The following is a 21,430-nucleotide window of genomic DNA, read 5'->3' as shown; positions in this document are numbered from 1 at the left end:
GAGTGATGCCTTCCTGCTAGCTTTACGTTAGAATGCCTTCTTCATTTGCAGGGGAGGTATTCTATGAGTTCTTATGCGGCACATATAGCGACAGTGCAAGCGCGTTTTGACGCGGCGCTGGCTGCAACCAACTTCGATTCAGTATTAGTTTACGCGGGCCAACCACGAGTGGCCTTTCTTGATGATAACCCTGCGCCGTTCAAAGTGAACCCCCTGTTCAAATATTGGCTGCCGGTAACTGAAAGCCCAAAAAGTGCTATTTTTTATGAACGCGGGCAAAAGCCGATAGTGTTCCTCTTTCAGGCGCGCGATTTTTGGCATGCACCTGTCACTATTGAGCCGGCTGAATGGCAAAAGCATTTCGAGCTGGTGGTTATCGATGACCTGGCGCAATTAACTTCGCGGCTTGGCAGTAAGCTTTATGATGCCGCCTTTGTCGGTGAGGACTTTGCCGAGCCTGTCGCCAGCTGGCAGGTAAAATCACGCAACCCACAAGCGTTGCTTGATCACTTACATTTTCATCGTGCCATCAAAACAGATTGGGAACTGGAAAGCTTGCGCGTAGCCAATGAACTTGCCACGCGCGCTCATTTGGCTGCTCGTGATGCGTTTCTGGCCGGTAAAAGCGAGCTAGAAATCCATCATGCGTATCTTGCGGAAATTAATTTTCGCGAGAGCGAGTTACCGTACAACAGCATCGTTGGTCTGAACGAGCACGGCGCTATCTTGCATTATGATGTTTATGAAACCAAGGCTCCGGCTGAAAGCCGTTCTTTTTTGATTGATGCTGGCGCGACTTACCGCGGTTACTGTGCCGATATTACGCGTACTTACGCGCGGGAAGATGGTTTTTTTGCCGATTTAGTGGCAGCGATGGACACCGCACAGCAAGACTTGCTAAGTGAAATCAAACCTGGCGTCGATTACTACCAACTGCATGTTTCGCAACACCTGAAGGTTTCGCAAATTTTAAGTGACTTCGGTTTTGTTAAGGGCTCAGCGGAAAGTATTTATGAGCAGGGGTTCAGCAGCGCATTCTTTCCGCATGGTCTCGGCCACTTTATCGGCCTTCAGGTGCATGATGTCGGTGGGTTCCTGCGCAATGATCGTGGTGATAGCTTTGACCGCGATGCACGTCATCCATTCTTGCGTTTACTGCGTCCGGTAGAAGCAGGACAAGTCTTTACCATCGAGCCGGGGCTTTATGTGGTTGATCAATTGCTAGAAGCACATGCCGACGCTAAAGAGCTGAATTGGGATCGAATCGCGGAACTGCGTCCCTACGGCGGAGTGCGGATAGAAGACAGTATTGTTGTTGGTGCGGATGGTAACAATGAAAATCTTACCCGAGATGCTTTTGCCAAGTTGGGTGCCTGATCTAAAGCTTAGTTTAAGGAAGGAACAGCCCCCCGAGTACAGTGGCGCGGCTAGCGCCCGTCACTGCTGGTAAGTTGCCGGGTTGGCGTAACATGAACTGGCGCGCTAACCAGGCAAAGGCCATCGCCTCCAAATGCTGTGGATCGACACCTAAGGCCTTAACACTGTGCCAGCTAGCTTCCGGGTAGTGCGCGGCTAATCGAGCCATTAGGTGGCTATTGAACGCCCCTCCACCAGCAACAAAAACCTTACCAATAGGTGTTTTTGCGCTTTGCTTTAAGCCTTTCGCCACTGTTGCGGCGGTAAATTCCACTAAAGTTGCCTGTATATCTTCAGCACTCCAAGCGTTTTCCGTTTCGCCATAGTGTTCAAGATAACCGAGCAACCAAGGGTAGTTAAAATACTCACGCCCGGTACTTTTGGGTGGCGCCTGTTGCACGTAGTCGTCAGCAAGCATGGCGGCAAGGAGCTGATCGAGGACTTTACCACTCGCTCCATACTCACCTGCGGCGTCGTAGCCCACTTCAGAATCAGGGTGTTGCAGTTGATACCAAAGGTCCAACAAGGTGTTAGCGGGGCCAGTATCAAAACCGCTGACATGGCTACCATCGCCCGCCAAAATGGTAATGTTAGCAATACCACCGAGGTTAAGCACCGCGGCAGAACTGCCCTGGGCGATACGCTGGCGGAACAAAGCTTCATGAAATGCGGGTACCAATGGTGCGCCCTGACCGCCTAAAGCGATATCTTTACGCCGAAAATCGGCCACGACAGGTATGCCAGTGAGTGCTGCCAGCGTGTTTGGATCGCCAAGTTGCATCGTGTACGGGGTTAAGGCATTTGGTATGTGGCGAACGGTTTGTCCATGACTGCCAATGGCAGCAACAGCCTGGGGGCTGAGATTTGTCTGCTCGAGCAGTTTCATAACAACTTCAGCGTTGTATTCAGCAAATTGCCGATCAGCTGTCGCCAGCCGGTGCAGTTCGTTATTGCCGGGACTGCATAACTGCTGTAGCTCGACCTTAAGGTCAGTTGGAATAGCCTGGGAGTAATGCTGCAGTAGCTGAGGTTGCGCCGCACTGAAGTCGACCAGCACGGCATCAAGTCCGTCCATGCTGGTGCCTGACATTAGACCAATATAGAGCTCATCGCTCATAATCACCGCATGGCCAAATAAACGCGCTTGTTGTCCGCCAGCATAGCCAATCGCAGTTCAGCAATTTCATTAAACTCGGGCATTTCGCTTGCGGTTAACGACTCGGCCTGAGGGAATTGCACCGTACGTGGGTTGCGATGTACCCCGTCGACCAAAAATTCATAGTGTAAATGGGCTCCGGTGACCCGTCCGGTTGCGCCGACACGGCCAATCAAATCACCCTGTTTGACGCGATCACCGCGTTTTACCGCACGTTTGCTCAAATGCAGGTATTTGGTGACATAACGCTCACCATGTTGAATGAACACGTAGTTGCCATTCAAATTATTGTAAGCGCTAGCGATAACTTTGCCGCTACCAGAAGACATGACCGGGGTACCAACATTGGCAGCGTAATCGATGCCGTTATGCGGCCGTACGCGCCCAGTTACTGGATGTAGACGACGTGGGTTAAAGCTTGAACTGATATAGGTAAACTTCACCGGAGAGCGTAAAAACGATTTACGCATAGCATTACCGTTGGTGGCGTAGTAGTCGCCATTGCTGTGCAAGATCGCCTGAAATTTGCGATCTTGATTAACAAATTCGGCAGCCAGCACGCGGCCATAACCAACAAATTCGCCATCAACATATTCTTTTTCGTAAATCACCGAAAACTCATCACCCTTACGCAGATCGAGAGCAAAATCGATATCCCAACCAAAAATATTGGCGATACTCATAATCTGGTTGTCGGTTAGGCCAGCATTAATCCCCGCATTCCAAAAGCTTGATTCAATCTCCGCGTAAGCAAAGGCTTCTTGAATCTGCACCTGTTTGGTATCGATTTCACTGGCGTAGCCTTTTTCTGTTTGGCTAACAATGAGGGTATCAATAGGGCTGATTTGATAAGCGAGCTGCAACAGCGCGCCATCGGCGTTTTTAGCAAAACGCAAGGTATCGCCCGGATGGATTTTTAGCAGGTATTTATTGGCTTGTTGGTCGCGCGTCAGCCGATACAGTTGCTGCGGCGAAAAGCCCATAACGTCAAAGATACGGGCCAGGCTATCCCCTGGCTTTACTTCGTAACCATTCCATTGAACTGAAGGTACCACTGGCTCTTGCACGGCAACGGTGTCAGCCGCAGCAGTTGGATCCGCGGCCGGTTTAAGTTGCACAGATTGTGCTGCGGGTGCGGTAATTTGGTCCTTGAGTTGGACGGGGATTTCAAGCCGTTCACCGAGAATTAGTTGCTGGTCAGCCAGTTTTGGATCAGAGGTATTACGCGACGCTGTCGCTGGCTCAGATGGCAGCAACATGACAATTAGCGTCGCAAGACAAACTCCCGACAATAATAGTTGGTGACGTCGTGGCAGCTGTTTAAGAAATCCTGCCATTCTTATAGTTAATACCTTCATATACTTCCTGAAGTTAGCGCGGCGGAAAACCAGTTTTCCCCTAGGTCTTTTCGCAGAATAATACGAAGCGCTAGCTTTTTCCAGTCGCTTTACCTTTATTTCCGCTTAAAAGACCGTGTTAAATAGCATACAATGCAACGTTTCGGGAAGTTTACCGCGTCAGGGTCTATAGCTTAGGAGTATGAAAGTAATGACAAAACCAGCGGCGGATGCGTTTGCAGAGATAGCACGAGGTACAGAAGAAATTCTGCTCGCCGACGAACTTAAAGATAAGCTCGCAAAAGGCAAGCCTTTGGTGATCAAGGCTGGCTTTGATCCGACAGCGCCAGATTTGCACCTTGGCCATACCGTGTTGATTAACAAAATGCGGGCGTTTCAGGACTTGGGCCACGACATCGTGTTTTTGATCGGAGATTTCACCGGTATGATCGGTGACCCAACGGGAAAAAATGTAACGCGTAAGCCGTTGTCCCGCGAGGACGTTGTTGCTAATGCTCAGAGCTATAAAGAACAAGTATTCAAAATACTTGACCCGAGCAAAACCCAAATTCGGTTTAATTCCGAGTGGATGAATGAGTTGGGTTCTGACGGCATGATTAAACTGGCGGCACGACAAACCGTAGCGCGCATGTTGGAACGTGACGACTTTAAAAAGCGTTATGCCAGCGGTCAACCGATCGCGATCCACGAGTTTTTGTATCCACTGGTGCAAGGTTGGGACTCGGTGGCGTTGCGGGCTGACGTTGAGCTTGGCGGTACCGATCAGCGTTTCAATTTGTTAATGGGCCGCGAACTGCAAAAAGACGAAGGACAAATTCCGCAAACCGTAATCATGGTTCCGTTACTCGAGGGGCTTGACGGCGTGCAGAAGATGTCAAAGTCGTTGGGCAATTACGTCGGTATTACCGAGCCCGCGAACGACATGTTTGGCAAGCTGATGTCCGTGTCTGACGAGCTCATGTGGCGTTACTTTGAATTGTTGAGTTTCCGCCCGTTAGAAGAGTTGGCGCAATTCAAACAAGCGGTTAGCGAGGGTGCTAATCCACGTGACTTTAAGGTGCTGTTGGCAAAAGAAATCATAACCCGTTTTCATGATGCTGCAGCCGCGGAAGCTGCCGAACAAGACTTTGTGCAACGCTTCAGTAAGAATGCTATTCCCGATGATATGCCAGAAGTTTCAGTAAGCACCGCTGAGGGCGAAATCGGGATTTGTCACTTGTTGAAGGAAGCGAAATTAGTCAATTCAACCTCTGATGCTATGCGTATGATCAAGCAAAATGCAGTGAAAATTGACGGTGAGAAAGTTACTGATACTAAGCAAATGATTACCGTTGGCACGTCAGCTGTGTATCAGGTCGGTAAACGCAAGTTTGCGCGGGTAAACGTGGCTTAAACCGACGCTCCAGGATTTTTTGCCTGCCAGCGCTGGCCATCGGGCCAGCGCAACAGTGTCATATGTTCACCCCAAACACAGCCGGTATCCAAGCCGATAACGTCATCGCGACCGGTCTCGCCTTGCAACGCCGCCCAGTGGCCGAACACCAATGTGACCGGTTGCGGCTGCCAAAACACAAACCAAGGTTGCAGTCCATCAGCTTCGGTATCTTTCGACGGAGCGTCTTTGGCATCCAAGTCTAAGCAATGTTGCGCATCTAGAAAACGCATACGAGTGAAGGCATTAATAATAAAACGGATACGATTTGGACCGGTTAACTGCGGTGACCAGCAGGGTGGTTCGTTGCCATACATTTTCTGCAGCCATTGCGGCAGTTTCTGATTCCGCCAGGCGCGTTGCAAGCTAATGCTGACTTCCTCAGCGAGTTCTGCAGCTTCGGCAAGGGACCACTGCGGGTAGATGCCAGCATGGGTCATCACCACATCATCAGCCTGACGAAGTAAGGGTTGTCGCACCAGAAATTCGATCCATTCTTGCTGCTGCGCTTCAGGCAGTGTCAAAATGGCAGCCAGTTTATCTTTGCGGTTGGCTTTGCGGATTCCGGTTAATACCGCCAGTAAATTCAGGTCGTGATTACCAAGTACGCATTTGGCGGCATCACCCAAGTCGCGCAAACGTTGCAAACACGCCAATGAATCTGGCCCACGGGCGACAAAATCGCCGACACACCAGAGCTCGTCAAAACGAGTATCGAATTTTACGGCTGCCAGCAGTTCATCAAGTTGGTTGACGCAACCTTGCAAATCGCCGACAAAATAGCGTGCCATTTGGTACTCCCGAGTTAGTGCAGAATGTTGGGCACGGCAAGTCGAAATGACGGGATCTTCACTTCAAACTTTTCACCGTCAGCAGCAACCATACCGTAATGACCTTCCATCGTACCGATAGGAGTAGCTAACACTGTGCCGCTGGTATAGCTAAAAGATTCGCCGGTGGCAATGTTCGGTTGCTGGCCGACCACCCCATCACCTGCGACGCGGGTGATTTTGTGATCAGCATCGGTGATGCGCCAAGCGCGATTGAGCAGCTGTACAGATTGCTCACCATCGTTGCTAATGGTAATGGTGTAAGCAAAAACATACTGACCATTATCTGGGGCCGACTGCGCCGCTAGATAGTGTGTTTTTACCTCGATACGAATTTTGCTCATACTGTTACTCATAAGGCACCTTGGTTTTCATAGTACCAGTTGGCAAGGCGACAAAAGTCGGCCACTGATAAAGTTTCTGGGCGTGCGCCAGGGTCGATACCCAAAGCTTCGAGTTGTTCTTCGTCAATATGCCTTTTAAAATTATTGCGGATTGTTTTGCGCCGCTGATTAAACGCAATTAAGCAAATTTTCTGCAAAGTTTTGAAATCATGAACTGGATGCGGAGGTTCAGTGTAAGGGGTGAGTCGTACCACCGCAGATTCTACTTTCGGCGGGGGGGTAAACGCACCTGCTGGAACCGCCAGTACGGGCTCCACTGCACAAGCTTGTTGCACGGCAACAGTCAAGCGACCGTAGGCTTTGGTGCCAGGCTCAGCCGCTAAGCGTTCCACCACTTCTTTCTGCAGCATAAAGTGCATGTCGGCGATGGCATCCATCTGGTCGAGCAAATGAAAAATAATGGGGGTCGAGATGTTATACGGAAGGTTCCCGAATACCCTTAATTTCTGACCGTCTTGTCGAAACTGATGGAAGTCGGTTTTTAAGGCATCGCCACGGTAAACGCTAAGCTTTTGCTGTAAAAACGGGTGCTGCTCGAGGCGATCGGCCAAATCGCGATCAAGTTCAACCACGGTAAGGTGATCGATACGATCACAAACCGGTTCGGTGAGGGCAGCAAGTCCAGGGCCAATCTCGACCAGTTGCTCGTCTTTTTGCGGATTAATTGCATCAACGATGGCATCAATCACGAAGGTGTCGTGCAGGAAGTTTTGTCCAAAGCGCTTGCGTGCGCGGTGTCCCAAGTGCGTTTTTGTCATTCCGTTACCATGGTTAGTGCGGTCTCTAAAGCGTAGCAAGCGCTGCCGATGGCAATCTTGCCGGTGCCAGCCTTATCCAGGGCGGTACCGTGGTCGACCGAAGTGCGAACAAAGGGCAAGCCGAGAGTAATATTTACGGCATTGCCGAAGCCCCGATATTTTAGCACGGGCAGGCCCTGATCGTGATACATCGCAATGACTGCATCGGCGCTCTCCAAATAGTGGGGCTGGAACACAGTATCGGCAGGCCATGGGCCGCTGACGTCAATACCGCGCCCCTGCAACGCAGTAAGCGCAGGTTCGATATGTTCGATTTCTTCGCGGCCAAGATGACCTTGTTCACCGGCGTGCGGGTTAAGTCCACACAACAATAGCTTGGGTTGGCGGCATTGGAAACGTTGGTCGAGCTCACGCGCAACAATTTCGGTAACGCTCTCGATTAATGGTTGCGTAATGGCTGCAGGAACCTTGCTTAATGGCAAGTGTGTGGTGACCAGAGCTACGCGCAGCCCTTCGGTAGCAAGCATCATCACCACTTGTTTGGTGTTACTAAGTTCAGCGAAAAACTCAGTATGTCCGCTAAATGGGATCCCAGCGGCGTTAATTACGCCTTTGTGCACTGGTCCTGTCATTACTGCATCGAACTCACCGCTCATGCAACCTTCGCCAGCGCGGCGCAGTATGCTCAGCACATAAGGGCTGTTCGCTGGGTTAAGCTGACCGCTCTGGACGGGCGTTGCGAGTTCATGTTCTGCGACCAACAAGGTTCCCTGCGGCCAACGTTGTGGCGGCCGGTTGACGTCATAATCTTCACAGGAAACGACAAGACCGAGCTGGTGGGCTCGGTCTTGAAGGAGTTGCTTATTGCCAAGTATCACCAATTCGCAGGGCCATTGCTGTTTTGCCACTTCCTGTACTAGATACAGTGCGATGTCAGGTCCAATACCCGCTGGCTCGCCAGAACTATAGGCGATGCGTTTTAGACTCATTTAGTAACCTGTTCAATATAAGCTTGGTCGCGGATTTCTTGCTGCCAGTTTTCTAATTCTTCCTGATACTTACGACGGAACAACAGTTGATAAGCGCGATTTTTCTTGCTGCGCTCGGTTGCATCCTGAGTGCGGCGGTCGAGAACCTCAACAATGTGCCAACCGAACTGCGACTTAAAAGGTTCGCTGATAACGCCGACTTCTGCGTTATCGATGACTTGCTTGAACGCTGGATCATAAACATCGGTTTGCGACCAGCCTAGGTCGCCACCCTGACTAGCGGAGCCAGGATCTGAAGAATGCTCGCGCGCCATGTCCTCAAAACTCGCCTCGCCAGCAATAATTTGCTGACGAATTTCTGCTAGCTTTTCTTTGGCACGTTTGTCGGACAGAATCACTGACGGCTGCAGAAGAATATGGCGGGCCTTTGTTTCTTCAACTTCAACGGTCTCTAAACCACGGGTATCAGTCACTTTCAGGATATGGAAACCAACTCCACTTTTGATCGGACCAATGAGATCACCTTGACGTTTGTCGCGTACCGCTTCGGCGAATAACGTTGGCATTGCGTTAATGTTCATCCAACCCATGTCACCGCCTTCTAAAGCGCGTGAGCCTGACGAAGAAGATACGGCAGTTGAGGCAAAGTCGGCACCGTCGCGCAACAGTTCTAGGAGCTGTTCGACACGTTCGCGCGCGTCTTGCACTTCATCCCCGTTGCTACCGTCACGTAAACCAACAAGGATGTGACTTAAACGGTATTCGACTTCTTTCTCGTTAACTTCTTCAAGCAGTTGCGAGAGGTTTTGAATTTCTTGTGGTGAGATGTAAACGCGCTCGCGTACGGCGCTACGTTGAACTTCGCCTAACATCATCTCTTTGCGTATTGACTCGCGGTAACTTGACCAGGTGCTGCCAAGACGCTCGATTTCATTGCGTAGTTGATCAGCCGTCATATTTGATTCTTGGGCGATGCCCTGAATAGTTTGCTCAAGTTGTGCGTCACTGACTTCAATACCGGCGCGGCGGGCGATTTGTAGTTGCACTTCTTGCAATACCAGACGGTCGATAGCCTGCACACGCAGCACTTTATCGCCGGGTAAGCTCATTTCCTGCTCGGCAGCATTGCGCTTGATCTGTGCCAACATGGCATTGACTTCGCTTTGCAAAATCACGCCGTCATTTACGATAACTGCGACACGGTCGAGCACTTCATTGGCTTGCACGGATACTACGCTGCTTGCGATTGCTAGCCATGCAATGCTCACTATCTTCAACATCTTGTTCATGAAAACTACCTAGTTGCTTAAATAAAACGGGTGGCGATAACCAAATAAGCTCTGCTCTATAAGTTCCAGCAGATTACCATTGTCAGAGCCCAGCCCCTTAATTATGAATTGTATACTGACCCCATTATCGAACTCAGGTTCACCCAATAGTGGATCAAATTGTTGTAATTCAAGATTGCGATTGATGCGACGATAAGCACTCACGCGCACAGCCCAACAACAGTCGTTGTACTGTAACGCAAGAAGTGCGTCGTTGGTACGCTTCTGCTGCAAATCGTAGTACCAATTACTGGCAAACTGCCATTTTGTATTCAGTTGGTAGACCGTCTGCAGGCCCAATTGTTCGATATCATCGTTAAGAATATTGGTCACCTGTCGGTGACTTAGCTGCACGAGGTTACTCTCATTGACGCGATACTCAACCGCAGTTTGACTCTTACGGGTGTTTTCCTGCTCGAGGTCGTACTGCACTGCACCGTTAACAAACCAGCGCTGGCCGAGACGAAAACGTGCTTCAAAAGCTAAATCGGAACGATCATCGGAAACTTGGCTCGCTTCATCAAAGAGATTTACCCGACTGTCGTCGAAATAGTAAATTTGACCGACACTAAAGCGCATCAATTCACGCGCACTGTCGTTGTAGACGCTGGTTGAAGCACCAATGGTGACTTGATTGGCATCGGCAATACGATCGAGTCCAGAAAAGCGACGGGCCCGAAACAGGCCGCGATAGTCATCTTGCATCAAGGTTGAATCATAGATGCCAATATCCGCCTGTTCGCGGTAGGGCACATATAAGTACTGTATTTGGGGCTGCAGAGTCTGCCGGTAGTTGACGTTATCCCAGTTGAAGTCGCGCTCTAAGTTTAACCGTCCGCGCATGCGGAATTGTGGCAAACCGCGCGATGGATTCTCGCTCAAACCACCTTCTGTAGCAGCTTGGTCATAATAGGTGTAACTGTAGCTAAGTTCGGTTAACCAATCGTAGGCCGGTTTTTCGATTGCTAAATTTACTTGCGGTTCGATATGGAAACGTGAGGCGTAGTCGCGGCTATCTTGCTGATTGCGAAAATGGGTCAACTCGGAAAAAACGCCGTAAGAGAGGATACTTGGACCTTGCCATTCAGCCTGACCGAGAATTTGCGGCACGGTGCGATAAGGCGAGCGATAGTTCCCCAGGATCTCAAAATCTTCCGCACGCAACATAACCTGTATGTTGTCGTCCAAATAATCTACCCGGGCATGTCGATAAATCTGAGCATCGGCGCGACTGGCAAAAGCACTACCCAAGTCATTTAGGTAATCATCGTCACTGATGTCTAATGCATTAATGTACGAGCGCCAGTGCTGACTCCAGTTTTGTGCATGTTCGACCCGCCATAAGTAGCGAGAGTCGGAAGTCGCTAAACTGTCGTCCTGGTTCAGGTAGGCGACATTAAGTTGTCCGAAGCCATCTTCTGTCAGCACTCGATATTCGGCTTGCATCTGTAAGCCACGTTCGGCCATGTAGCGTGGAGTTAGGGTGGCATCCTGATCCGGCGCAATATTGATGTAATAAGGTAATTCGAATTCAAAGCCATTTTTTTGCGAGGAGCGGATAGTCGGAAACAAAAAACCGGTTTTGCGCGCGTCAGTAATTGGAAAGTTCAGGTAAGGCACATACAACACCGGTACCCCAAACAACTCAAACTTGGCGTGCCAGGCTTCACCCCAAGCCTCGTCTTCATTGATGCTAATCTCTTCGGCACTCAATTGCCACGCCGGGTCATCGGTTGGACAGGTGGTGAAGGTCGAACCTTCGAGTAAAACTTGTTCCGGAGCAATAGAGAGAATGCTCGCCGTACCATGTGCGCCGGTATTCATCAGTTGATACTCGGCGCCAGCTAAATAAGCGCGGTTACTACCTGAATTAAGCCGGAAATTCTCGCTCGCTACTTGCACGTAGCCGTCAGTGAAACGGGTTGCGCCACTGGCATTGATATTGCCCGTAGCTTGGTTCACAGTAGCTTGTTCAGTTAATAAGTATTGGTCGTTGAACTGCACTTCAACATTGCCGGTGAAGGAGGCAATTGAAGTTTCCGAGTCAATGTTGGCCTGATTTGCTCGGACGCCGATGGCATCGGTGCTAAGGTTAAGGATAGGTTTGAGTTCATCTAATTGGAATAATGGTGCACGCACGGGACACTGAGCGAGAACTGCTGAGTTATCCTGTGTTTGCGCTGAGACCGCAATGGTGCCGCATAAATAAAGGCTGATGCCCCAGCAGGCTCTGCGAATAAATGAATGCATGTTAGTGATGACTCAACTTTGTCCTTAACAATGTGGAAGGTATGATAAAGCAAAATTACTTTGCCTGCCATTTGTGAGCGAGGAAATAGCGTGGAAAATAAGCGAGAGGTTAAGTTGCAGGCGTGGTGCGAGGCCGTGACTGGCTATCCCCAGCAAGATCTGCAACCGGTTTTTGGTGATGCGAGGCCATGGCGATATTACCGCACCCACGACGGGCTGCGCAGTTTGATTGCGATCGATACCATGAACACCGAGGCGGCACTGAACAATTATCTGGCAGTGGCAGATGCTTACAGCGAACGCAGTGTGGCGGTGCCCGAGTTAGTCGCGGTTAACGAACAGCACGGCTTTATGCTGATGACCGACCTGGGTTCAAGCTTGTTATTGAGCCATTTGAGCGAAGCATCACTGAGCGACTGGTATGCCAAAGTATTCGTTGACCTTGCCGATATTATGACGGTCCGGGAAACGCAGGATGGCGCGCTGCCAAAGTTTAACGGTGAGCAATTACAGGCTGAACTTGACCTCATGTACGAATGGTTAGTAGAGGCTCACTTACAAATCGAGTTTACTGCAGCTGAGCAAAAAGTTTGGCAAGATTTCTGTGCGGCGTTGATTGCAAACGCGGAAGCACAACCGCAAGTCGGAGTGCATCGCAAATTCCATGCCCGCAATGTGCTGGTACAAGGAGATAAATCACTGGCTTATACGGGTTTTCATGATGCGGTGGTTGGGCCGATCACTTATGATGTAGTGAGTTTACTGCGTGACTGTTACGTACGTTGGCCAGATGAGCAGGTGCGCCGATTATCGAAGGACTGTTTTGACTACTTGCGTCGCGAGCGTGGCGATTTGGGATTAGATGTAGATGAGGTGACCTGGCAACGTTGGTTTGACCTGATGGGCTTGCAGCGCCATGCCTATGCCAGCGGTTTATTTGCGCGCCGCTATCGACGCGATGGAAACCCAGGATACGTGCAGGATATACCGAGAAATCTGGCATATCTCCACGATATTGCTGCTATCTACGCGGAATTCAAAGATTTTCGCATGTTATTAACAGATCGAATTTTGCCCGCTTTGGCGGCATTGGATTAAGTACGAGGAGTATGCATGTTTTGGGGTAAAGTGCTTGGCGGTTTCTTCGGTTACCTATTTTTAAAATTACCAGGTCTATTTCTGGGTGTACTGATTGGGCATTGGTTTGATCGTGCGTTGCAACAGTCAATGCGGCAGGGTGGTGTAGTCAATCAACACCTGTTTGTCGATACCCTGTTCGCAGTGCTGGGGCACTTGGCAAAGTCGAAAGGTCGGGTGACCGAGCAAGATATCGATTATGTGAATGCGCTGATGCAGCACCTCAAGCTAAGTGATGATGCCCGCAACCGTGCGCAGGAAGCGTTTCGTGAGGGTAAAAAAGCTGATTACCCGTTGGTCAATAAAGTCAGTGAATTTCGTCGCCAAGTCGCTTGGCGGCGCGATATTTTGCAATTTTTCATCGAGCAAATTTTGATTGTAGCGTTGCACGATGGCAAGTTGGATCAGGCTGAGTACGATGTGCTGTTGCGTATCACTCAGGCACTCGGTTTTCGCCGTGCGCAACTCGATGTCTGGTTACAAATGGCGCAAGCAGGGCAGCGCTTCCGCGGTGGACGCGGCGGTGCCAATGGTGCGACGCAAGCGAGTCAAATCGATGATGCTTACGCGGTACTCGGGGTTGAGCGTAAGGCTAGCTTTGCAGAGGTGAAGAAAGCTTATCGCAAGCTTATGGCTAAACATCATCCGGATAAATTAGCGGCGCAGGGTCTGCCGGAAGAAATGCGAGCGTCAGCACAAGAGAAAGCGCAAGAAATTCAGGCTGCCTATGAAGTTATTAAAAGTCAGCAGGGCAGTGAAAGTTAACGGGCTGGCCACTTAGCGGATGCTGAAAACCGATCTCTTCAGCATGCAGAAGTAAGCGCGGTGCGGCAGCGTAAGCTGTCGCATCAGCATAGAATTTATCCCCGAGGATCGGTGTTCCCAATACCTGCATGTGCACACGTAGCTGGTGTGAACGTCCAGTAATCGGAAATAACATGACCTCACTCGATTGGCCGTCAAAACCAAGTACTTGATAGCGTGTTTGCGCTTGCCGTCCTTCCAGCAAATCGATCATTTGTCGCGGCCGGTTGGGCCAGTCACAACGCATTGCTAAGTCAATAATCCCTGTTGTCGCCGGCAGCTTGCCGGCCACGCGGGCGCGGTAGTACTTATGAACTTTGCGTTGCTCAAACTGCCGTTGCAGGTAGGCCTGCGCAGTTTTATGTAGTGCCAGAACGATTAAACCCGAAGTTGCCATATCCAGCCGATGTACCACCCGCGCGCCCGGCAAAACCCGAGTCACCCGCGTCCAGACTGAATCACGATGGGCAGGATCTTTGCCTGGCACGCTTAACAACCCTGGTGGCTTATTGAGCACCACAATGGCTTCGTCACGGTGGACAATTTCCAGATAGGGATCGGTTGGCGGCTCGTAGCGAAGTAAGGTCATTCGGGTGAGTTGACCACGATACGGACACTGTCCAGCTGCAGCATTGGTTTTACAATAGCTGCCGTTAACTGCAGCTGGCGTGAGCTTAGTGCATCAACTTCACTCTGCCGTACCGTAGGGTTGCGTTGTTGCAGTTCCTGCAAGCGTTGTTGAGCACTTGCCATGCGCTGTTCGAGCACTTGCTGCGCCTGTTCCAGCAGCAGCTGTTGTTGTGCTTCGGCCGGCTGCCACGCACTGTGAATATGCTGTTGTATACTTTGCCGCAGTTCTTGTAACAAGGCGCGGGCTTGCTTCTTGTCGACGAATAGCAGTTGCTTATCGAAGGCTGCCGTTTGGACTCGTGACGTTAGGTCACGACCCTGGCTATCCAGCAGAATACGAATTGCTTGCTGAGGATAAAACTCGTGAGCCACCAACTCTGGCGCTGTGGTCAGTTGACTGATGTAGGTCAGTTCAATAAACCATGCCCCGGCAGGTAGTGCACGATTTTGCATCAAAGCCACGCAAGTGCTACCAAAACTGTCATTACTCAGTAACTCCAATGCATGTTGTACTTGCGGATGATCCCAACTGAGGAATTCGACCTGTTCATTGGCCAGCGCATAGTCGCGCGAAAACGTCACGGTGAGGCCATCATCGGGTAAACCAGGCAGTTGAATGCGCATATGTTCTGTCGGTCGTAACCAACCACTATCGGCATTTAGTTCGTCATAATCGAGACCGAATCGAGTCCAGAAATCGTGCATGAAATCTGTCAGTTCCTGTTGACGTTCATCTGCTGCTATCGTTGCCAGGATCGCTTCAGCTTGCTGGGGCCGATAGGCATTGAGTTCCTGCAAGCGATCACGGCCTTGTTTAATCTGCTCACGTAGTTGCTCGGCACGTTGGGCGGTTGCCTCAAGCACCTCAGCAAAACCAACTTCATCATGATAGTCGCCCGTCAGGAAAGCTTGCAGCTGCTGCTGGAAGTCATCGTAAAGCATTGCACCGACCGCGTTCGGGGACCGAAATGCCTGCATGGCCTCATACCATTGGTACAAGTACGCGTCGCGGCTGTCGGCTAAATAGGGAATATGAATTTGTACGGTTTCAGTTTGTCCGAGACGGTCGAGACGGCCAATGCGTTGCTCGAGTAGATCTGGGTGTTCGGGCAGATCAAACAACACTAAGTGATGAGCAAATTGAAAATTACGGCCTTCGCTGCCAATTTCAGAACAAAGTAATATCGGACAGCCATCTTCCGGACTGGCAAAGAACTCTGCGGCACGATCACGCTCAAGCAAGCTCATACCTTCGTGAAACACCGCTGCATGTATACCGTGCTGGATGCGCAGGAAATCGTAGAGCTCTTGCACTTGAGCTGATGAGTGACAAATCAGAATAAACTTGTCAGATTTATGTTCACTCAACAGCTGTTTTAACCAACTGGCTTTAGTAGTGAAGGGATTGTCATCATTCGCATCTAATGCAACCGGATAGCACTGCCGTTCGGGAAAACCACCGACATGGGCGCGGCTATTGCGGAACATCAACCGGCCGGTACCATAGTGATCGAGCAAACGATCGAGCAGCTTGTCGGCACCAACTTTGGCCAACACCTCTGCCAAAGGGGTTAGCTGCTGATAACTTTCTTGTTCAGTCATAAAATCGTTAAACGAATGGAAACGATCGGGGTCGAGCAACTGAAGTCGGGCAAAGTGACTGTCTAATCCGGCTTGTTCAGGGGTGGCCGTCAGCAGTAACACACTGGGGATGGCCGCGCAAAGTTGCTGCAGTTGGGTAAAGTGGGCCGTTTGTGGAGCGATACGATGAGCTTCATCGACAATCAGTAAGTCGAATTCAGCGGCAGCCAGCTGCGCTTGCCAGCGCTCGCTTTGCAACAGACTTTGAGGTAGCACGACCAACTGCTCGGCCGTAAAAACATTATCGTGTTCCTCCACGGTTTGCTCACAGCGTTCTTGATCGAACAAACTAAAGGCTAAGGCAAAGCGTCGTTTCAGCTCGATCAGCCATTGATGGCACAAACTGTCTGGTACAATCAGCACCACCCGCTGGCTGCGGCCACTGAGTAACCGACGCTGTAAGATCAGTCCGGCTTCAATGGTTTTACCCAGCCCAACTTCGTCAGCGAGCAGCACTCGTGGTTGATAACGGTCGGCAACCGTATGGGCAATATACAGCTGATGTGGTAAAAGTTCTGCGCGCGCGCCGAGTAAGCCTGCCACCGATGATTGTTGCCAGCGTTGTAAATGATGCTGCGCTTGCTGGCGCAGTCGATACATGTCGAGGCGATCGGTCTTACCAGCGAGAATGCGGGTTAACGGATGCTGGGTGGCGACTTGCGCGGCAAGTTGCGCCTCGGGCAAGCTGGTGGTTTCTGCCGTATCTTCACGTTTGCCGGTGTAGTGTAGAATACCGCCTCTGTTTTCCACATCAGTTACGCGAAAAAACCAACCATCAGCGTGCTGACCACGATCATCAGGCAACAATCGATAGCGGGCCAGCGGAGCCTGCTGGCTGGCATAGTGGCGGATTTCACCGGTTGCCGGAAACAGCACGGTGAGCATGCGGCCTTCGACTTGGGTTAATAACCCTAAACCTTGCTCCAATTCTGTTTCACTTAACCAACGTTGACCCACCACATAAGTGTGCACGCTATCTTTTGACATCCAAAAACCTCTACAACTGAGTACGCTCGCTGGCGCTGAAACCAAGGGCGCACATGGTAGCGAAATTTTTTTCAATGTTCACACCATTTTCATGAAAACTGCGCTAGTCTTTAAAGTGCATGGCAAGCCAAAATTATAATTAAACTTTATAGCTGCTTGAGGTCGCGCATGACAGAAACAACGTCCAAATATTATCTGTTAGACACCAACATTCTCCTCCACGAGCCCCTCGCCTTTCTAAATTTTGACGAACATAACGTTGTGATACCCATGGTCGTGCTAGAGGAGCTCGACAATATTAAAGACCGCCATAAAGATGTCAGCCGCGAAGCGCGAGTAGCAATTCGCTCGCTCGAAGATGCGTTAAAAGATGCCAGTCCGGAAGAAATCCTCGAGGGTGTGTCTTTGAGTCGTATGCAAGGCGCACATCACGCAGAAGGAACCTTGGCAATTTTCCCAGATTATCAGTTGAAGCAAACCGACTCAGTGCTTAACCTTTCGGAGAATGACCACCGCATTATCCAAGCCGCAATTGAATTACAAAAGAGACATAAGAATGCCAAGATCGTGCTGGTGACCAAAGACATCAACATGCGTCTAAAAGCAAAAGGCGCAGGCGTGAAGTATGTTGAAGATTACCGTACCGACCAACTGATCGATGATATTCGCTTTTTATCCAAAGGCTTTGTGGAACTGGAAGGCGACTTTTGGCAAAACGTGGGCGAGGTGACGAGTGTACAGGAAGGCCGCGAGACCTTTCATGAGGTCGAACGAGAGGTGCTGCCAACGGTATTTCGTAACCAATATTTGATTGACGAAACCGAGCTCTTTGCGGCCAAGGTGGTGGGTTACGACGAGCAACATGTGCGGCTGCATGATCTAGGTTTTGAACGGATGATGAGCTATCACGCTTGGGGCATTCACCCGAAGAATATTTATCAAGCCATGGCGATGAACGCGCTATTGGATCCAAGTATTGATCTGGTGATATTGACAGGCCCTGCAGGCAGCGGTAAGACCTTACTTGCTTTGGCTTCAGCGCTGGAGCTAGTGATTGAGCAAGGCATTTATGAAAAAATCATCGTCACCCGGAATACGCCGGAAATCGCGGAATCTATAGGTTATTTACCGGGTACCGAAGAAGAAAAAATGGCCCCTTGGTTAGCGGCAATAACGGACTCGTTGGAAGTGCTGCATAAAAATGACGAAAGCATGGAGTCGAGTCTGAACTATATTATGAATAAAGCGAACATTCAGTTTAAGTCATTGAATTTCATGCGTGGGAGGAGCATTCAGAATGCTATTGTGTTATTGGACGAATCGCAGAACCTGACCGCTTCGCAGCTGAAAACAATTATTACTCGCTGTGGTACCGGCACCAAAATCATTTGCTCGGGTAATCTGGCGCAAATCGACAGCTATTATCTGACTGCGGTGACCTCAGGTTTGACCTACATTGTGGAGCGCTTTAAAGATTATCCAGGCAGTGCCACGGTGAACTTAAATGGTGTGGTGCGCAGTAGTTTGGCGCAATACGCTGAAGAAAATTTATAGTTTTAGCGACTGCGCTGACGCAGCTGGCTCATGTAGTCTTCAAGAATCAGTTGTGCTGCAGCGCTGTCGATCTTGTCTTTACTGAGCTGGCGAAAGCCACCGCGGGCGAATAACTCTTCCTTAGCAGCAACCGTGGTTAAACGTTCGTCCTGCAGCTCGACGGGTAGGCCAAATCTACCGTGTAAACGATTGGCAAATTTACGCGCAAGATCGGTAAGTGGTTGCTCTGTGCCATCCATATTAAGCGGTAAGCCCACCACCAAAGATTGCGGTTGCCATTCTTGAATGATCGCACCGACGCGCTGCCAGTCGGGTTGACCATCTTTCGCTTTAAGAGCTGCTAGTGGCGAGGCGGTACCGGTAATTGTTTGACCAACGGCGACGCCAATATTGTGAGTACCAAAGTCAAAGCCCAGCAGCTGACTCATGCGTGGCCAGCTCCGGGACCAAGTTGCCAGGCGTGAAAACCCAACTTCTCGGTGGCTTTCTGCCAGCGTTCGCTGATCGGCGTGTTGAACAAAATATCGGGGTCCGCGGGAATCGTTAGCCAGCTGTTATCTGCTAACTCTTGTTCGAGCTGTCCGGCGTCCCAGCCAGCATAACCGAGAGTCAGTAAAAACTTGTCTGGAGCCTTACCGCTGCCCATTGCTTCGAGGATATCTTTCGACGTGGTGATCATTATCTCGTCACTTATGCGTGCCGAGCTGCGCCACTCTTCGTCAGGCGAGTGCAGAACAAAGCCACGGTCACGGGCGAGCGGACCGCCCGCAAACACCTGGCGATCGAACATCAATGAATGCTCAGGTACCACGATTTCAAGTTGTTCCAATAACTTTGCGACATTCAATTCAACCGGTTGGTTGATCACTAGACCCATGGCGCCATCTTCATTGTGCTCACAAATATAAGTGACCGAGCGATGAAAGAACGGATCTTCCATGGTCGGCATGGCGATCAAGAAATGGTTCTGTAAATTCGTTAATGCTTCCATAACTGCCTTATGCCTTACGGCGTGCCTCGATGGCTTCAAATAGTTTACCGGCGATATTAATGTCATATGCGGTCTCGATCTCACGCATGCAAGTGGGGCTAGTGACATTAATCTCGGTAATGCGGTCACCAATGACGTCGAGTCCAACTAAAAACAGGCCGCGACGTTTCAGTTCAGGCCCCACTTCACGCGCTAACGCCCAGTCGCTATCACTCAATGGCTGTGGTCGGCCGCTGCCACCTGCGGCCAGATTGCCGCGGGTTTCCCCGGCCGACGGAATGCGCGCCAACGCATAAGGCATGGGTTCACCATCAACGATGAGAATACGTTTATCGCCGTCTTTAATTTCTGGCATATACCTTTGAATCATAGCAAATTGGGTGCCATGCGCAGTCAGGGTTTCGATAATAACGCCCAGATTATTGCCGTCGCTGCCAACCCGAAAGATCGACGCGCCGCCCATGCCGTCCAGGGGCTTCAAAATAATATCTTTGTGCTCCTGATGGAAGCTGCGGATTTGTTCTGCGTTGCGCGTGACAATGGTCGGCGGGGTAAGATGCGCGAACCAGGCGGTAAAGAGCTTTTCATTGCAGTCACGTAAACTCTGCGGTTTATTGACGACTAAGGCTCCCGCTTCTTCAGCCAGTTCGAGCATGTAGGTTACATACAGGAATTCGGTATCGAACGGCGGATCTTTACGCATCATAATTACGTCAAAATCAGCCAACGGCTGCTCGGTAACACCCTCGAGGTGGTAAAAATCTTCGGCTTGATCAACTACCGAGACCTTACGCGCCCGCGCCACGGGTTTGCCAGCGATCAGGGAGAGATCGGACATTTCCAGATAAAAGCATTCGTAACCCCGTGCCTGCGCTTCAAGCAACAACCGGAAACTAGTGTCTTTATAGGTCTTCACGGTGGCAATGGGATCCATAATCATTGCTAACTTCATAAGGTTACTCCTGCATTGAAGGCGTCGCTAAATCGCCAAACTGATATTGCATGACACTAAGTGCCGTTAAGGCTGCGGTTTCTGTACGTAATACACGTGGGCCCAGGCGTACCGGCTGAAACTCAGCTGCGGCTGCGGCCGCGATTTCTTGTTCACTTAAACCGCCTTCCGGACCAATCAGCAGTTGCACCTCAGAATTGGTGAGTTCTTGCTCGCGTAGCGCTTTCTGTGCTTGCGGATCAAGTGTTAGCCTTAGTGCCGGTCCAAGTTGGCCGAGCCAGGTTTCTAAGCTAACAGGTGTATGAACCTGTGGCACCACACTGCGACCACTTTGTTCACATGCGGCGATGACAACTTTCTGCCATTGCTGCTGTTTTTTCTGCAATCGGTCACCGCTCAGTTTTACCCCACAACGCTCTGTGAACAGTGGAGTGATGCTGTGCACACCAAGTTCGACGGACTTTTGTAAGACAAAATCCATCCGATCGCCCCGTGAAACACCTTGTCCGAGATGGATCTTCAACGGTGACTCAGTTTCATTGGCGTTCATTGCGGTAATCTCTACGCGTACGTTTTTCTTCGACGCTGCGAGGATAACCGCCTGATAATCCTGACCATCCCCGGTAAACAGCAGCAGGGGCTGCCCCTCCTGCATGCGCAAAACACGGCCGACATGGTTAGCCGCTTCGGCGCACAGGTCAATCTCCTGGCCAACGCTAAGCGATGGCGGTCCTGCCTTCGTCGAGCTGATTTCAGCACTACTTGTCGCTAAAGGATGATAAATTCGCGGTACTCGCATAACATGGTCCTAAT

19 protein-coding genes are annotated in these 21,430 nt (G+C 50.5%); 5 read left to right on the top strand and 14 right to left on the bottom strand.

Translation table 11 applies throughout. The features are described 5' to 3' along the window. Positions 1-63 precede the first annotated feature (63 nt). Positions 64-1,377, top strand: coding sequence for a Xaa-Pro dipeptidase (gene pepQ / locus ACQ5ES_RS08340; protein ID WP_445015758.1), 1,314 nt, complete (start codon positions 64-66; stop codon positions 1,375-1,377). Positions 1,378-1,390: 13 nt separating this feature from the next. Here the strand turns inward: pepQ and ACQ5ES_RS08335 are convergent, their stop codons facing one another. Further along, on the bottom strand, positions 1,391-2,533 hold the full coding sequence (locus ACQ5ES_RS08335) for an anhydro-N-acetylmuramic acid kinase (protein WP_445015756.1): 1,143 nt from the start codon (positions 2,531-2,533) through the stop codon (positions 1,391-1,393). Positions 2,534-2,535: 2 nt separating this feature from the next. Continuing rightward, positions 2,536-3,909: a peptidoglycan DD-metalloendopeptidase family protein gene (locus ACQ5ES_RS08330; protein ID WP_445015754.1), complete on the bottom strand. Its 1,374-nt coding sequence runs from the start codon at positions 3,907-3,909 to the stop codon at positions 2,536-2,538. Between the two features lie 211 nt (positions 3,910-4,120). On the opposite strand from ACQ5ES_RS08330, the gene tyrS reads away from it, so the two are divergent. Beyond that, positions 4,121-5,323 (top strand): tyrosine--tRNA ligase, encoded by a 1,203-nt coding sequence (gene tyrS, locus ACQ5ES_RS08325; RefSeq protein WP_445015752.1) that lies wholly within the window; start codon positions 4,121-4,123, stop codon positions 5,321-5,323. Here tyrS and ACQ5ES_RS08320 read toward each other — a convergent pair. The 6 genes from ACQ5ES_RS08320 to ACQ5ES_RS08295 are packed head-to-tail and all read right to left on the bottom strand — an operon-like array spanning position 5,320 to position 11,921. Next, the gene (locus ACQ5ES_RS08320; protein WP_445015750.1) at positions 5,320-6,153 is read right to left on the bottom strand and encodes a symmetrical bis(5'-nucleosyl)-tetraphosphatase; all 834 of its coding nucleotides are present in this window, start codon (positions 6,151-6,153) and stop codon (positions 5,320-5,322) included. The two genes, tyrS and ACQ5ES_RS08320, sit on opposite strands and share 4 nt — an antisense overlap. A 14-nt stretch (positions 6,154-6,167) precedes the next feature. Then, complete coding sequence (gene apaG / locus ACQ5ES_RS08315; protein ID WP_445015748.1) at positions 6,168-6,548, bottom strand: Co2+/Mg2+ efflux facilitator ApaG/CorD; 381 nt, start codon at positions 6,546-6,548, stop codon at positions 6,168-6,170. Continuing rightward, the gene (gene rsmA / locus ACQ5ES_RS08310; RefSeq protein WP_445015746.1) at positions 6,545-7,354 is read right to left on the bottom strand and encodes a 16S rRNA (adenine(1518)-N(6)/adenine(1519)-N(6))-dimethyltransferase RsmA; all 810 of its coding nucleotides are present in this window, start codon (positions 7,352-7,354) and stop codon (positions 6,545-6,547) included. Before rsmA ends, apaG begins: the two co-directional genes overlap by 4 nt. Further along, on the bottom strand, positions 7,351-8,343 hold the full coding sequence (pdxA, locus tag ACQ5ES_RS08305) for a 4-hydroxythreonine-4-phosphate dehydrogenase PdxA (protein ID WP_445015744.1): 993 nt from the start codon (positions 8,341-8,343) through the stop codon (positions 7,351-7,353). Before pdxA ends, rsmA begins: the two co-directional genes overlap by 4 nt. Continuing rightward, positions 8,340-9,632, bottom strand: a complete 1,293-nt coding sequence (surA, locus tag ACQ5ES_RS08300) for a peptidylprolyl isomerase SurA (RefSeq protein WP_445015742.1) — start codon at positions 9,630-9,632, stop codon at positions 8,340-8,342. The genes pdxA and surA overlap by 4 nt, the downstream gene beginning before the upstream one ends. A 9-nt stretch (positions 9,633-9,641) precedes the next feature. Continuing rightward, a complete protein-coding gene (locus ACQ5ES_RS08295) occupies positions 9,642-11,921 on the bottom strand; it encodes an LPS-assembly protein LptD (protein WP_445015740.1) in 2,280 nt (759 codons plus the stop codon). 90 nt (positions 11,922-12,011) lie between these two features. On the opposite strand from ACQ5ES_RS08295, the gene ACQ5ES_RS08290 reads away from it, so the two are divergent. Together ACQ5ES_RS08290 and djlA are read left to right on the top strand one after the other, a co-directional pair. Further along, entirely contained in the window at positions 12,012-13,019 is a 1,008-nt protein-coding gene (locus ACQ5ES_RS08290; RefSeq protein WP_445015738.1) for an aminoglycoside phosphotransferase family protein, read from the top strand. A gap of 15 nt (positions 13,020-13,034) precedes the next feature. After that, the gene (gene djlA, locus ACQ5ES_RS08285) at positions 13,035-13,823 is read left to right on the top strand and encodes a co-chaperone DjlA (protein WP_445015736.1); all 789 of its coding nucleotides are present in this window, start codon (positions 13,035-13,037) and stop codon (positions 13,821-13,823) included. Here the strand turns inward: djlA and ACQ5ES_RS08280 are convergent. Both ACQ5ES_RS08280 and ACQ5ES_RS08275 read right to left on the bottom strand, forming a co-directional pair. Continuing rightward, positions 13,795-14,451 carry a pseudouridine synthase gene (locus ACQ5ES_RS08280; protein ID WP_445015734.1) on the bottom strand — a complete coding sequence of 219 codons (657 nt, stop codon included), beginning with the start codon at positions 14,449-14,451 and terminating at the stop codon, positions 13,795-13,797. The two genes, djlA and ACQ5ES_RS08280, sit on opposite strands and share 29 nt — an antisense overlap. Then, positions 14,448-17,120, bottom strand: a complete 2,673-nt coding sequence (locus tag ACQ5ES_RS08275; RefSeq protein ID WP_445015732.1) for an SNF2-related protein — start codon at positions 17,118-17,120, stop codon at positions 14,448-14,450. Before ACQ5ES_RS08275 ends, ACQ5ES_RS08280 begins: the two co-directional genes overlap by 4 nt. Before the next feature lie 168 nt (positions 17,121-17,288). Here ACQ5ES_RS08275 and ACQ5ES_RS08270 point away from each other — a divergent pair, with 168 nt between their 5' ends. Continuing rightward, on the top strand, positions 17,289-18,674 hold the full coding sequence (locus tag ACQ5ES_RS08270) for a PhoH family protein (protein ID WP_445015730.1): 1,386 nt from the start codon (positions 17,289-17,291) through the stop codon (positions 18,672-18,674). Positions 18,675-18,676: 2 nt separating this feature from the next. On the opposite strand, the gene ruvX is transcribed toward ACQ5ES_RS08270, so the two are convergent. Genes ruvX through ACQ5ES_RS08250 form a run of 4 tightly spaced genes read right to left on the bottom strand, consistent with a single transcriptional unit; the run spans position 18,677 to position 21,416 of the window. Continuing rightward, on the bottom strand, positions 18,677-19,102 hold the full coding sequence (gene ruvX / locus ACQ5ES_RS08265; protein WP_445015728.1) for a Holliday junction resolvase RuvX: 426 nt from the start codon (positions 19,100-19,102) through the stop codon (positions 18,677-18,679). Then, entirely contained in the window at positions 19,099-19,665 is a 567-nt protein-coding gene (locus tag ACQ5ES_RS08260) for a YqgE/AlgH family protein (RefSeq protein ID WP_445015726.1), read from the bottom strand. Before ACQ5ES_RS08260 ends, ruvX begins: the two co-directional genes overlap by 4 nt. 7 nt (positions 19,666-19,672) lie before the next feature. Beyond that, on the bottom strand, positions 19,673-20,617 hold the full coding sequence (gene gshB, locus ACQ5ES_RS08255; protein WP_445015724.1) for a glutathione synthase: 945 nt from the start codon (positions 20,615-20,617) through the stop codon (positions 19,673-19,675). Positions 20,618-20,621: 4 nt separating this feature from the next. Beyond that, entirely contained in the window at positions 20,622-21,416 is a 795-nt protein-coding gene (locus ACQ5ES_RS08250) for a 16S rRNA (uracil(1498)-N(3))-methyltransferase (RefSeq protein ID WP_445015722.1), read from the bottom strand. Positions 21,417-21,430 lie beyond the last annotated feature (14 nt).

It is taken from the genome of Pseudidiomarina xizangensis, assembly GCF_052541995.1.
Note: the sequence above shows the minus strand (reverse complement) of the source record. Positions and strands in the feature narration are given on the sequence as shown.

Excerpts from the sequence above, each read along its gene's own strand:
- pepQ (WP_445015758.1), top strand. The coding sequence starts at position 64 with ATGAGTTCTTATGCGGCACATATAGCGACAGTGCAAGCGCGTTTTGAC.
- ACQ5ES_RS08335 (WP_445015756.1), bottom strand. The coding sequence starts at position 2,533 with ATGAGCGATGAGCTCTATATTGGTCTAATGTCAGGCACCAGCATGGAC.
- ACQ5ES_RS08330 (WP_445015754.1), bottom strand. The coding sequence starts at position 3,909 with ATGGCAGGATTTCTTAAACAGCTGCCACGACGTCACCAACTATTATTG.
- tyrS (WP_445015752.1), top strand. The coding sequence starts at position 4,121 with ATGACAAAACCAGCGGCGGATGCGTTTGCAGAGATAGCACGAGGTACA.
- ACQ5ES_RS08320 (WP_445015750.1), bottom strand. The coding sequence starts at position 6,153 with ATGGCACGCTATTTTGTCGGCGATTTGCAAGGTTGCGTCAACCAACTT.
- apaG (WP_445015748.1), bottom strand. The coding sequence starts at position 6,548 with ATGAGTAACAGTATGAGCAAAATTCGTATCGAGGTAAAAACACACTAT.
- rsmA (WP_445015746.1), bottom strand. The coding sequence starts at position 7,354 with ATGACAAAAACGCACTTGGGACACCGCGCACGCAAGCGCTTTGGACAA.
- pdxA (WP_445015744.1), bottom strand. The coding sequence starts at position 8,343 with ATGAGTCTAAAACGCATCGCCTATAGTTCTGGCGAGCCAGCGGGTATT.
- surA (WP_445015742.1), bottom strand. The coding sequence starts at position 9,632 with ATGAACAAGATGTTGAAGATAGTGAGCATTGCATGGCTAGCAATCGCA.
- ACQ5ES_RS08295 (WP_445015740.1), bottom strand. The coding sequence starts at position 11,921 with ATGCATTCATTTATTCGCAGAGCCTGCTGGGGCATCAGCCTTTATTTA.
- djlA (WP_445015736.1), top strand. The coding sequence starts at position 13,035 with ATGTTTTGGGGTAAAGTGCTTGGCGGTTTCTTCGGTTACCTATTTTTA.
- ACQ5ES_RS08280 (WP_445015734.1), bottom strand. The coding sequence starts at position 14,451 with ATGACCTTACTTCGCTACGAGCCGCCAACCGATCCCTATCTGGAAATT.
- ACQ5ES_RS08275 (WP_445015732.1), bottom strand. The coding sequence starts at position 17,120 with ATGTCAAAAGATAGCGTGCACACTTATGTGGTGGGTCAACGTTGGTTA.
- ACQ5ES_RS08270 (WP_445015730.1), top strand. The coding sequence starts at position 17,289 with ATGACAGAAACAACGTCCAAATATTATCTGTTAGACACCAACATTCTC.
- ruvX (WP_445015728.1), bottom strand. The coding sequence starts at position 19,102 with ATGAGTCAGCTGCTGGGCTTTGACTTTGGTACTCACAATATTGGCGTC.
- ACQ5ES_RS08260 (WP_445015726.1), bottom strand. The coding sequence starts at position 19,665 with ATGGAAGCATTAACGAATTTACAGAACCATTTCTTGATCGCCATGCCG.
- gshB (WP_445015724.1), bottom strand. The coding sequence starts at position 20,617 with ATGAAGTTAGCAATGATTATGGATCCCATTGCCACCGTGAAGACCTAT.
- ACQ5ES_RS08250 (WP_445015722.1), bottom strand. The coding sequence starts at position 21,416 with ATGCGAGTACCGCGAATTTATCATCCTTTAGCGACAAGTAGTGCTGAA.